The following is a 12,272-nucleotide window of genomic DNA, read 5'->3' on the forward strand; positions in this document are numbered from 1 at the left end:
AATATCATTTTGTTTTAACTGTAAATCAGTTCTCTTGTAATCATTTCGTGAATCATTTCCTCGATGTTGTTCATCCTTTGAATCCACTCCATCTGATTTGATTCTTTCAATGCTTCCGTTACTTCCATCTGTTTCATCAATTGCTCCATCAGTAATTCTTTCCTCTGATTTGCTGTTTCCTCTATCTCCATCAGGTGCTGATTGAGAGTCTGTGATGTCAATAGGTTGGTGAACAGTATTGGACGGTTCTGTTGAAGATAATTCCTCCTCATCATTCCGTATTTGCCTAACTGAATTTTGTTCTCGCTTTTCAATGTTAAGTTGGGGATCTGATATTCTCCCATTTGAATGTAATCTAGTTTCATTATCTTCTTGACTCCTTTCACTATTGTTATCTTTTTCGATTTTATTGTAACTTCTCTTTTTGTTCTCTGCAATTGTGCGATTTTCATCTCTAATTAAACTAAGAACAGTTTTTCTTATTTCACCAATAATCACTTGTAAAATATCTTTCGCAGGTACACCTAAGGCGTTCAATGTTTCTCGTGTATTAAACTGAGCAATTTGACGTAAAGTATCACTACTTATATAATCATCAGCATTAATATCGCACCGTGATAAAGCCATATAAGCAACACTAGCTGTCAGTAAACTTCGATAAATCATTTCCGTATTCTGTTCATCTAAATCTTCTAAAAACGAATCCGTCTTACAGTATTGAAGTTCTTTCAAATAATCACTGATATTATCTTCAACCACACTATTGGACGCTGATACTATTGCCTGTGCCAAATCATAATCATTATCAAGAGGACCGAAGTTATCTTTTAGTGTATTAATGACTTCTTCTTTGTATTCTTCTTTCAGTTCCCAAATTGGAACTGGGCGATAAAATCTCGTCTGACGTGTATCCGATATATCAAAATAATATTTCAATCTTGCATGATTATAATAGTTTGAATCAAATACTGCAATCCCTTTTGATTTAGGTTTGATCCACAATCCATAACGCTTGTTCCATTCTTCAATTTCTAATACTGCGGTAGCATCAGGACGTTGGGCATAGATCATAACCATATCAGCAAAAGTCAAGCGATAATTGCGACATGCTGATTTCAAAAAGGCTGACCACCTCATTTCATCCTGTGAGATTTCCTTTAATGTCTGCTGATACAATTTGGTTGCATCTTCATAACGTATTGCCATTTATTACACCTCCTTTGATTTTAATAAATTGCTGTATTCAAATAGTGATAATTTTGGTTTATAAAGTCGCTTAATATCAGTGTCATTTATTTCTAAATACAGGTTTTCAACAAGGTTGATTTTTTTATTAGTAATAAGTGTAGCAACTCGATTCGTCGCACAATTATTGGTAATCATTTCAAAACTCCCATAGTGATCAACATAGTGAATACTGTAAACGTAAAAAGGTTTTTTAATCTGATTAATATGGATAGGTAATTCAGTAATTAAACATAAATTATTTTTATACAGAATAGGCTCAAATAAAATATCATAGATGTTATGAGCATAATGATATCTATCTTTCATGTTCTTTATTTTCCTTAGATTTCATTTTGTGTAAAGCTAAATGTCTATCCAGCAGAGGATAAATGTCTTTGATATCATGACCTACTGTTGATTTGATTGTCTGAGCAGAAATACCATTGTTTTTACAAAAGAGAATATATTTATTAAGTCCTTCTTTGCATTCGATTTCGTTTAATCCCCAGTCATTGATAGTTGTCCATATACCATAGTGAATTGTCATATCCATAAAATCAATTTGATAGCCATCATTTAAAATTTCAAATATATCCTCATCTATATTCCACTGCCATTCAAATAAGGGATACACATTTATACTGTCATCAAGGTTTGCTTTAACTGTTTCATCCGTTTTATAAATCATTCCATCTTCTGGATCATTTTTATTAATGGCAGTTATCTGAACTTTATAATGATCTATATCTTTTTTTATAAAAATATATGCTGGTTCAAATTCTTTATATTTATTACTTTGATGAAGTGCATATAGCATTTTGCCATAAAGATCTAAATCTTTCTTATCCATAGTTTCCTCCTTGTGTCTTTTGATTAAAAACAATAAAGAAGCAGATTGTTGATCTACTTCTCTAACAAATAATTTAATTTTTACTTTTTAGAATTTTATTGACTTCTTTATCTCCACCAAAAGTAAAATAGTATTGCTCATTGAATTGCTTCATTTTGTCATACCAGTACTTTTTAATACGATTTTGAAAATCCTCAAATGCCTCTAAATAAGAATGATAAATCTTCTCATTTGTGTATGTTGAATAACTTTTATTGGAGTCGTAAACTGCAAATGTATCTTTCAGATCATCATGTCCAAATAAAAATGCACAATCTTCAATAGAGAAGCGTTTAACAATCACATGACCATTTACCATTTCAAAGAACTCCTGATCAGCAATATCTTCAAATTCTTCACCACAAAACGATTCCAGCAAATCAGATGTGATATCGTGCTGTTTGCAGTAACGCAGATAATCATTTAAACGGTTTTCATAATCTTCAAGCTCATTATATACATCAAAATAATTAGCCCAAAGAGTACAGTGAAATGGCAATGAAACATAAATGATTTCATAATCAAGATCAAGTAATGATGCCAACCATAAGCATGGATTGGATTCATTGATTTTTTGAGCATCAATTTCAGTACCAATATATAATGAACTTTCCTCATTGTTGTCTAATAAGTTTGAAATATAGGAAGCAATTGTAAAATGGCTATCACTCTTTTTATACAGTACTATTTCTGCTGTGTGGTTTTTCAATTCACTATTCATCATAAATTCTTTTAATATTTCTAATATTTCTTTTGTTTTCTTCTTCATTTTTTCTCTTTCCTTTCATTGTAATACCTTCTATATGTTGAAACTATCCTCCTTTCTTTATTAGGTATGTAAAAAGGACGATTACTCGTCCTTGTCATGCTTGTGATAAGCGATTCTATATTGCTGATGTTTTTTGCTGGCTTTTATCGCTAAATAAATTTTTAATCCCAGCAATAGCAAAAAGAACACTATCAATAATAAAATAATAGCCAAACTACTCATCTGAATCATTACCTTTGTTCTTCTTTAAATGAATATACAATGCAACCGTTCCTAAAGATAGAACAGCTAATATTGTATATAATTCAATATGGCTTGAATCGCCAGTTTCAACAACTTTAGGGGCTAATTCATCTTTCATCACAACCTTTTGCACTTCACCAGTATCTAATACTGTAAATTCAATATCATTGGCAATTAGATAGCCTTGTGGTGCTAATTCTTCATGAAGGACATACGTTTTACCAACAGTTAGTCCTGTAATACGATGTGGCTCTCTAGCAGAAGTCCAGCTATCAATAACTTCTCCTGTTTCTTTATCCGTAAGTGTTAACTTAGCTCCTTCAATTTCTTCACCAGTTGTAGCATCTACTTTAGAAATATCTATTTTTATAATTTCATCTTTCATAATTACTTGTGTTATTTTCCCATCATCTTCTACAGTAAATGTAATATCACTGGCAGTGGCATAACCTAGTGGGGCTAAATCTTCGTGAAGTCGATATTCTTCATTGATTTTTAAACCTCTAATAATATGAGGCTCATCGGTTGATACCCATTCTTCAATGAGATTATTATCTTTATCATATAGTGATAAATGCGCACCTGCTAATTCTTTTGAATCAGTAGCATCTATTTTGCTTATTTCTACTGTACTTTTTGTATTGGTAACATTTAATGTTTTTGTATAGATTACTTTATCACTGTGGTCATATGATAAATCAATTTCATATTCTTTTTGATCAGTAGCATAGCCATCCAATGACTTGACTTCCTTAATCATATATTTTCCCAATGGTAGATTTGAGATATGAATTTCTCCAAGTTCGTTTGTCATATATAAACCGTTTTCTGAAATATCTACTGAAATAGTTTGACCAGCTTTGTAGATCAATGTATTACGTCCATCTAATGAGTAGATATCTTCTTTTGCAGTTAGCTGATAAACAACACCACTCAATAATTCTTCGCTGTCTTTATCTGTTTTAACTAAATGAATTTCTCCAGTTGGAGCAATGTTTGTAACATCTACATTAATTACATATTCCTTTGTAGTCAAATCAGTTTGCTCAAATACAATATCATGAATTTCTTCACTTAATATATATCCTTCATTTGTTAGAACTTCTTTTAGTTCATAATGACCCATAAACAAATTATTAATGACGATTTGTCCATTCGCATTGGTAGTGCCTTTTGCAACAATACTGTCTTTTTCAAAAAGAATGGAACCATCAATAGCATTGATGATATCTTCTTTAGCAGTTAATTCATACTCAACGTTTTCTAAAGGATCTGCTGTTACTTTATCTGTTTTCTTTAAAATGATTTTTCCTTTTGGCTGTGCATTTTGAATCTTAACTGTTAGAATTGGATCTTTATCTTCATCGACATCATAATCATATTGATTAGTGATCGTGAATTGAACAGGCGCTTCCAAAGCTAAGAATCCATTAGGTGTTTTTATTTCTTCAATCGTATACTTACCAGCATCTAATGCAAGAGGTAAAGTAACTTCTCCTTTGTTTCCAAATAAAACAGTAATTTGATTTTCTGAGTTGGTAGTAAATGTATCATATTTTTTTCCGCCAACTTTTTGCGTAACATAATTTCCATTACTGTCTTTAATTTTGAATACTGCACTGTTAAGAGTAACAGTTTTACCATTATCTTTATCAACTTTAATTAACTTCACTTGTGAAGTAAATGGTCGATTGTTAACATTTACTCGCTTGATTTGTTCAATATCTTCATATTCAGTGTAATCATCACTTACACTTATTAAGAAATCTGGAGCAGTAATATAATCCTTTGGAGTAACGGTTTCTTTAACAAGATATTGACCATATGGCAAATAGGGTGTATTAGCAATACCGTTTTTATCTGTTGTGATTTGTGCATACGTTGTTGCACTGTCCCACCCGACATGATCAACTTCACTTTTTAATTTAAAAGTAAATTCAGCACCTTGCAGACCTTTAACGATACCGGAAATACCGTTTTTTTCACCGCTTTTAAACACTTGAATCTTTTGCATATTAACACGATTGCTTGTATCTTTTTTCTCAATTACTTTAGATACCGTTTGATCCTGATATTTTAATTCAATATCAATCACTGTTTTGTTTAATACTAAAGAATCATTAGAAGCTGTTTCTTTGATATAGTAATTACCTAACGGTAAATCATCCCATGTAATTTTTCCATCAGTATCGGTTTTCTTAGTAGAGATACACTCATCTTTTTTATAGAATGTTTTAGTCCCTGCCTTATTAGTGATAGTTTCTTTAGCGTATAAAGCATACGTGTTGTCTTTAATAATTGCATCACCTAATAAGCCATTTGTTTTATCGGTATCAATAGATTTTGTTAATTCAATCTTTCCAGTTGGCTCGATATTGCTTGGATCAATAGGAGTCGTTTGATTAGCCTTGATAGTAAAACCAAATTCCTGAACATTGATTAAATACCCATCGCCAGCCTGCGTTTCTACTGCTTTATAATCACCTAATGGTAATCTTTCGATTTTTAAAATACCGTTTTCATCAGTTGGTAATGTTTGGTCGTAGCCATTAGGACCAGTAATACGATAATACGTATTAGGAACGGTTGCTGATTTATCTTCGTTATATTTTGTTAGTTCTAAAGTACCAAATTTGTTGACTTTCACTCTCAAAAATACAGATAGTGGGTCAGATACCTTAAATACACCTAAACTTTGATCTTTTCCATTGTAATAGGCAAGACTAGTCCCTAACTGATCACTAGGAATATTTCTTTGCAGAACAATTGTAGCTGTATCATCAGCGTTTGGATTTCCATTAACAATTAACTGATTCCCCTTGATCGAAACATCTAATCCGCCTGAATTGATGATTTTCATGTTATCCAAGGCATTGTTTGTATCCGTCAATGTAATAGATTTATCAGCATCAACTTCAAATGTTTGTGTAGCAAATGATGGTGTTCTTTTGTAATTTTCTACATCTGCCAGTATTTCGTTCCACAAACGAACAGTGGTAGCGTAATCTGGATTGGTGGGAGTTTCCACATAACACATATCTGTAGAATCATAATGAATTGTTTTCCAGATTAAACCTTGTGTAATAGCGTACCAGTCTTTACCCGTTCTGCCTGCTACTTTTGTTCCAAAATAACTGATTAGTGAAAGCTGTATTGCAGTTTCTCTTGAAATACCAACATCTTCAAAATTAACAGTATGCATTGTTACTCCAGATTTGAATTTTCCGTAGGCATCAATACAAAATGCCTGCTGTCCACCGATAAATAACTCAGCTTCATGACTATCTCTACGTCCTGTACTAGGATCAGCCAACCACCAGTCTTTATGTGTAATGCCAGATGTGACTGCTGACTCGGCTTTAACATTTAATAACCCTAAATTACTGATGGTTATCATAATTGTCATGAAAGCAATCATAAATGTTTTTGTTTTTTGCTTTAGTTTTATTTTTAATTCTTTGCTCATTATTTTATCCTCCTTAATGGCAACAAAAAAGATGAACTGTTTTATAAGTCCATCTGTGAAAGTAAAATATTCAATTGTTATTCAAAATACGTGTAGTAATAATCAAATGACCATTTGTCATAAGTTGAGTATAAAAAATATCCTGAAATGAAGTAGGTATCAGTAAACGTTCCATTATTTGCATCAGCAACTGCTCTAGCTTCACTCTCAGTGTTGTACAACTTTCCGCAGTTTCCTACTTTGTAGTTTTTTGGCTGTTCTGGCTCTGGCTGTTTTTCAGGTACAACATTTTCAACTGGTGGTGTAGGTGTAGTTTCACTTGGTTGAGAATTTGTAGATTCTGATGTAGAGCTAGAAGTTGAATTTGACTGAGTTGATGACTGGCTTGTTGTTTGATTGTTCTTTGAAGAAGTGCCTTGATTTTTAGAAGTTTGGTCTGTTGACTTTTTAGCATTATCATTACTTGCATTTGAAGTAGAACTTTTACTATCTTCATTTGTTTTTGAATCAGCTTTCTTATCTTCAGCATTGTCATCACTTTGTTTTTCTTCTGTAGATTTATCATCAACTTTTTGTTCCTGTTTTGTATCATTCGTTATTACTTCATCTTTTTTATCTGTACTACTGCAACCTGCAAACATTAGGGAAAGTAATAACAACATTATTAGTTTCTTGCTTTTCATATCTATCAACTCTCTTTCTAAATAAAGTTTATCATGTTATATATACTTAAACAAATATATAAATAACTAAACTGATATTTCTTTTTGAGTTGGTAATATGTTTTGAGCTGGTAACAGGGGGAGAGTGTGAGAGGGGGAATAGCAAAATGGCTATCCATAACCTACAATATATCGACACTTATCCCTTGTTAGTAAGGGGTTATCTAGACTCTCTGTTGGAACGCTTTTTCTGTTGAATACGCTGATAGAGTTCCAATGCTTTAACAATCGTATCTTCAATTTCTTGTTCAGACGTCTTATTTGTAAAGAAATTTTTAATACGATTTTTAGGTATTTTAATTTTTTCAACCTGATTAGGCTTTTGTTCTGCCATGATGTTATCAATAACATCAGTTGTTAATAAACCCTCTTTATCTAATTTATGCATTTTGAGTGTTTGAGCGTGTGAGGGAGTGCAGTCGTTTAGTTGCATAACACCTAAAAGATATTCCTGATGTGATTTATCTAAAAACGATATTTCTACTGCTGGTCTTAATGCAATTAAATCATTATCAACCATTTCAAGAATATCTGGTATCAATTCAGTCAATCGAATATAACGTCTAACAGTTTCTCTGCTTTCGTTATATTCCTTACCTAATTCTGCTACAGATAACTTCTCCACCAGTGGTGTAGAAGTTAAATCAGTACGTAACCCTTGTCTTTTCATTGCATCTAATTTCATTTTATAGGCAAAGGCTTTTTCTGATGGTAGTAGGTTTTCACGCTGACGCAGATTGGTATCAACCATGATAATTGTTGCTTCATCATCGTTTAGATTACGTACAATACAGGGTATTGTTTCAATATTTGCATATTGACTGGCGAACTTCCGACGATGTCCTGCAATCATTTCGTATCCACCGTTTTCTTTTGGGCGAACAAGAGCAGGCATTAATACGCCAACTTTAGCAATAGACTCGGATAATTCTATCATCGCCTTATCTTCTCTTACTTTAAATGGGTGATTTGGAAAATCACTGATTTTATCTAAAGGGATATGAATAACTTTTTCAGCATTATCTTCCTCTCGTGTTTTTTGCGACTTAAATAAAATATCTTCATCGAGATTGAGATCTGGTATCTGCACTTCGCTTAAGGGTTTTCTTGGCATTGCGTTCCACCTCCCTTGCTAATGCTGAATAGGCTACTGCTCCTTCGTTTTTAGCATCATAGGTAAATATACTTTGTCCTACACTTGACGCCTCACTAATAGCTACACGCCTAGGAATGCTCTTTTGAAATACTGGAAAATGCTGTCCATACTTTTCAGTAATTTGCTTTTGAATACTTCTAGACTGATTGGTTCTGTCATCAGTCATTGTGATTAAAATACCTTCAACAGATAGTTCTGGATTAATATCACGTTTTGTTTTTAGAATAGATGATATTAAATCACTTGTACCTGAAGATGAAAGATATTCACTCTGGGTAGGAATGATTACACTATTTGCAGAAGCAAAAGCATTAAGCGTTAATGTTCCTAATGAGGGACTACAGTCTATTAATATATAATCGTAATCTTCTTTAAGTGGTACAATAATATCTTTTAAAACTGTTTCTTTATCTTCTAGGTTATTTAGTGTTGATTCAATAGCTGCTAGACGTGTATTTGTAGGAATAAAATCAAATCCCTCATCATGGTGTAGAATACTATCGTAAACACATTCATCATTTACTATGACTTCTAACATCATGTTAGCAATGTTTTTCTTAATAGCATCTACATCATAGCCTAGTGCTTTACCTGAATCACCCTGTGGATCAAAATCAATTAATAGAACTCTCTTACGTTGTAAAGCTAAAGCACTAGCTAGATTGATACTGGTTGTTGTTTTACCAACGCCACCTTTTTGATTAGCAATGGCTATCACTTTTTGATATGTCATTTTACGACCTCCTTTCTTTAAGCCAACTCATAAGAATTGGCTATGTACGCAAAAAAGAACAGCATGTTAGTACTGTTCTGTTATGAATTCTAGTGCTTTTATGAATAAACCAGTGGAACTTATATGAATATAAAATAATTTAAAATATTATGTTTGGAGGTAAAAATTCATTCCATATTTTTGCTGAATTGCAATATTTTTGCCTCCATAAAATGATAGCACAAATTGCCTCCAAAGCCTTATACTATAATGCTTTTATTAACTTTATATATATGAAATATCCTTTGTGTATTAGGTATTTTATCTTTTTTTAACTGCTTTTATATTCCAACAAGTTCCATTTATTTCTGCAATGGTTTAAAGACTTAGGATCTAGTGCTTCGCGCGTGCAGGTTCAAGTCCTGTCGCCCGCACCAGTGTAAAAATAAAGCCTTACGTAAAGGCTTTTTTTATTATTTAAAATGATATCCGGTGTAATGATCAATAGATTTAAACACCTTCACAGCTTGTAAATCGTCAAGCCGATGTCCATATGCATGATTGCCCATATTACATAAGGCTTTCATGTTTTTTTATTGCCTTTCTGATACCATTTGCCGGCTGAGCCCTGAAGGTCAGAAGCACACAGGTCTTCATTTATACTTGATAACGATGACCGAACAGAGAATCATCAGAGTATCCGTCACTGCTTTGCATATACTTCAGGTATGGATCTGCATTGGCATAATTCATACGTGTGCATTTGGCAGGAAAAGGGAATATGTGCAGGCTATAAAAAAGAGCTGTTCATGTCCAGCCCTTTTCCTCACGATTTTGTCGGTATACAGAACATGTGAGGTTATGTAATCAGAGGATTACACTATTAGTATAGCGTGTTTTCTAAAAAATGCAATTCAAAAAAGGCCAAAAATACCTTAATTTTGAATAAAATAACAAAAAATGAAAAGGCTTTCTATAAATATTATATTTTATGTAAAAAAACTCAGGCCTTGCGTCATGAATCGAACAGCTATTTAAAATAAATCCATCACCGTCTTCTTTTTTACATAAGCGTCCCAGATGCAGCCTCTTTTCCAGCAGCTTCCTTTCCGGTGGCTGCAGTATTGACAGAGGGGAAGGAAAAGGATAAGATGGACATACGGAAACACGTAGGATGGTCTATTCAGATCATTGTGAAAAGAGGTCGATCATATGGTGCTGCATTATGGAATTATAGCGGTTGCGGCAATAACTGACCGTTTCCTTCATGCCGTTGTGGAAGCCGGAGATACAATTGAAGCCATTGCTTCCCGTTCTCTGGCAAAGGCACAGGAAAAGGCAGAGGAGTATGGAGTGCGCAAGGCGTATGGAGCATATGAACAGGTATACACGGATCCGGATGTGGATATCGTTTACATTGCAGTAAACAATGCAAATCATGGAAAAGAAATAAAAGCAGCCCTTCACCACGGCAAGCATGTTGTATGCGAAAAGCCGATTGCCTTGTCCTGTGAGGAAGCAAGGGAGCTGTTCGCCTTCGCAAAGCAGAAGCAGCTGTTTTTGATGGAAGCGCAGAAAAGTCTGTTTCTCCCCGTCACACAGGATATTCGTGATATCCTGCAGAGGCAGACACTGGGAAAGCTGCGACAGGTTGTGATGAGTGCAAGCTTTTCCAATCCGGCTGCCGCATGGATGCATGATGCGCTGCAGGGAGGCGTGGTATATGGCAGTGCCAGTTATACAATTGAATATCTGCACTATCTGCTGCAGCCCCATACGATTCATGCTTCTGCTATGGGAACACAGGAAGCGCAGGGAGCCATTGACAGGGTGAGCATGAATTTTCTGTTTGATGATGTTCTTGTCAACAGCAGAATTTCCATGAAGGAAGAGACTCCGCAGCAGGCTCTGTTTTATTTCGATAAGGGCGATATCCGCATTCCGAATTACTGGAAGGCACGGGAATACTTTATCATGCTGCATGGTGTCGAGCAAAGAAAAAAGCACCCTTGCGTTTATGAAATGAAATATGAAGCAGCGCATATTCATGCATGTCTGGAAAACGGCCTGCTGGAAAGTCCCATCATGGATGCAAAGCGTAGCACTGTCTGCTGTTTTCTTGTGGATGAAATCATGCGGCAGCTATCCAGCAAGGAAGCGCTGTACTGCATTGATGAGGAGGAAAGCTGTTATGATTTATAAGTTAACGCACCCGGAACGGGCAGGAGCTCTTTTTGCACAGGCGCAGGATACGATGATACTTTCCTGCCTGCAAAATGTTATGGGAGAGATATATGCAGATGATCCTGAAAATCCGAAATCCGCAATGGCGGTATTGGGGGTCTTCTGCTTTTTCGCAGGAGAGGTCAATGCTGAGCTGATTGCATATAAGCCGGACACATATACAATTCCCTTTATCCTTATGAGTGCAGACACCTCCTCTTTAAGAGCTGCCATTCAGGCGCAGTATGGGGAACGCGCAAAAAAGGTTACGCGATATGCCATAAAAAAGGAAGCAGGCATTTTTTCCGAGCAACGCCTTCAGCAAATCGTGGATACTCTTGGCGCAGAATATGAGCTGAACCTAATTGATGAGGCGATCTTTAACTGGTCACGCCGGCAGGACTGGTGCAGGGAATGGACTTCTTTGTATAAAGATTATGAGACATACCGCACAACAGGGCTCGGTGTTGTCGTTCTGAAGGATAAGCTTCCGGTTTCCGGTGCCTCCTCCTACAGCTCTTATCGTGGGGGAATTGAAATCCAGGTAGATACAAAAAAGGAATACAGAAGACAGGGGCTGGCAGAGGCAGCCTGCGCAAAGCTGATGCTGGAATGTCTGAAGCGCGGCTGGTATCCGAGCTGGGATGCCCACAATATGGCTTCTGTACATCTTGCGGAAAAGCTTGGCTATCATTTTGACAGGGAATACACCGTGTTTGAAATACACGGATATTAAAAAGGGGCTGTGACAGATAAGTCACAGCCCAGACATAAAAAATACACCCAATTCTATAGAGAAGAAGGTGTATTTTTTGGTATAATTTATGTATGACAAGTACTCAAATTAACCAAGGAAATTATACCG

Annotated in this window: 10 protein-coding genes; 2 read left to right on the forward strand and 8 right to left on the reverse strand. The window is 34.9% G+C overall.

Translation table 11 applies throughout. The annotated features are described in order from the left end of the window. Positions 1–14: 14 nt before the first annotated feature. The 8 genes from KSZ58_RS23540 to KSZ58_RS20200 form a co-directional block, all read right to left on the reverse strand. The gene (locus KSZ58_RS23540; protein ID WP_374102582.1) at positions 15–452 is read right to left on the reverse strand and encodes a TnpV protein; all 438 of its coding nucleotides are present in this window, start codon (positions 450–452) and stop codon (positions 15–17) included. Between the two features lie 757 nt (positions 453–1,209). Then, complete coding sequence (locus KSZ58_RS20170; protein ID WP_217752909.1) at positions 1,210–1,554, reverse strand: LPD28 domain-containing protein; 345 nt, start codon at positions 1,552–1,554, stop codon at positions 1,210–1,212. Then, positions 1,544–2,077 (reverse strand): hypothetical protein, encoded by a 534-nt coding sequence (locus KSZ58_RS20175; protein WP_217752910.1) that lies wholly within the window; start codon positions 2,075–2,077, stop codon positions 1,544–1,546. Before KSZ58_RS20175 ends, KSZ58_RS20170 begins: the two co-directional genes overlap by 11 nt. A gap of 73 nt (positions 2,078–2,150) precedes the next feature. Further along, positions 2,151–2,885 (reverse strand): hypothetical protein, encoded by a 735-nt coding sequence (locus tag KSZ58_RS20180; RefSeq protein WP_217752911.1) that lies wholly within the window; start codon positions 2,883–2,885, stop codon positions 2,151–2,153. A 214-nt stretch (positions 2,886–3,099) separates the two neighbouring features. Beyond that, positions 3,100–6,594: a SpaA isopeptide-forming pilin-related protein gene (locus KSZ58_RS20185; RefSeq protein ID WP_217752912.1), complete on the reverse strand. Its 3,495-nt coding sequence runs from the start codon at positions 6,592–6,594 to the stop codon at positions 3,100–3,102. A gap of 77 nt (positions 6,595–6,671) precedes the next feature. Beyond that, positions 6,672–7,277: a hypothetical protein gene (locus KSZ58_RS20190; protein WP_217752913.1), complete on the reverse strand. Its 606-nt coding sequence runs from the start codon at positions 7,275–7,277 to the stop codon at positions 6,672–6,674. A 199-nt stretch (positions 7,278–7,476) separates the two neighbouring features. After that, the gene (locus KSZ58_RS20195) at positions 7,477–8,430 is read right to left on the reverse strand and encodes a ParB/RepB/Spo0J family partition protein (RefSeq protein ID WP_217752914.1); all 954 of its coding nucleotides are present in this window, start codon (positions 8,428–8,430) and stop codon (positions 7,477–7,479) included. After that, positions 8,378–9,205, reverse strand: a complete 828-nt coding sequence (locus KSZ58_RS20200) for a ParA family protein (protein ID WP_217752915.1) — start codon at positions 9,203–9,205, stop codon at positions 8,378–8,380. The genes KSZ58_RS20195 and KSZ58_RS20200 overlap by 53 nt, the downstream gene beginning before the upstream one ends. Before the next feature lie 1,191 nt (positions 9,206–10,396). Between KSZ58_RS20200 and KSZ58_RS20205 the strand changes: the two genes are divergently transcribed. Both KSZ58_RS20205 and KSZ58_RS20210 read left to right on the forward strand, forming a co-directional pair. Further along, entirely contained in the window at positions 10,397–11,386 is a 990-nt protein-coding gene (locus tag KSZ58_RS20205) for a Gfo/Idh/MocA family protein (RefSeq protein ID WP_008817835.1), read from the forward strand. Continuing rightward, positions 11,376–12,143, forward strand: a complete 768-nt coding sequence (locus KSZ58_RS20210) for a GNAT family N-acetyltransferase (RefSeq protein WP_008817834.1) — start codon at positions 11,376–11,378, stop codon at positions 12,141–12,143. Before KSZ58_RS20205 ends, KSZ58_RS20210 begins: the two co-directional genes overlap by 11 nt. Positions 12,144–12,272 lie beyond the last annotated feature (129 nt).

The sequence above is a fragment of the Erysipelatoclostridium sp. DFI.2.3 genome, assembly GCF_019132535.1.
Lineage (GTDB): Bacteria > Bacillota_I > Bacilli_A > Erysipelotrichales > Erysipelotrichaceae > Clostridium_AQ > Clostridium_AQ innocuum.

Coding starts and splice junctions, on each gene's coding strand:
- KSZ58_RS23540 (WP_374102582.1), bottom strand. CDS start 452: ATGAAAATCGCACAATTGCAGAGAACAAAAAGAGAAGTTACAATAAAA.
- KSZ58_RS20170 (WP_217752909.1), bottom strand. CDS start 1,554: ATGAAAGATAGATATCATTATGCTCATAACATCTATGATATTTTATTT.
- KSZ58_RS20175 (WP_217752910.1), bottom strand. CDS start 2,077: ATGGATAAGAAAGATTTAGATCTTTATGGCAAAATGCTATATGCACTT.
- KSZ58_RS20180 (WP_217752911.1), bottom strand. CDS start 2,885: ATGAAGAAGAAAACAAAAGAAATATTAGAAATATTAAAAGAATTTATG.
- KSZ58_RS20185 (WP_217752912.1), bottom strand. CDS start 6,594: ATGAGCAAAGAATTAAAAATAAAACTAAAGCAAAAAACAAAAACATTT.
- KSZ58_RS20190 (WP_217752913.1), bottom strand. CDS start 7,277: ATGAAAAGCAAGAAACTAATAATGTTGTTATTACTTTCCCTAATGTTT.
- KSZ58_RS20195 (WP_217752914.1), bottom strand. CDS start 8,430: ATGCCAAGAAAACCCTTAAGCGAAGTGCAGATACCAGATCTCAATCTC.
- KSZ58_RS20200 (WP_217752915.1), bottom strand. CDS start 9,205: ATGACATATCAAAAAGTGATAGCCATTGCTAATCAAAAAGGTGGCGTT.
- KSZ58_RS20205 (WP_008817835.1), top strand. CDS start 10,397: ATGGTGCTGCATTATGGAATTATAGCGGTTGCGGCAATAACTGACCGT.
- KSZ58_RS20210 (WP_008817834.1), top strand. CDS start 11,376: ATGATTTATAAGTTAACGCACCCGGAACGGGCAGGAGCTCTTTTTGCA.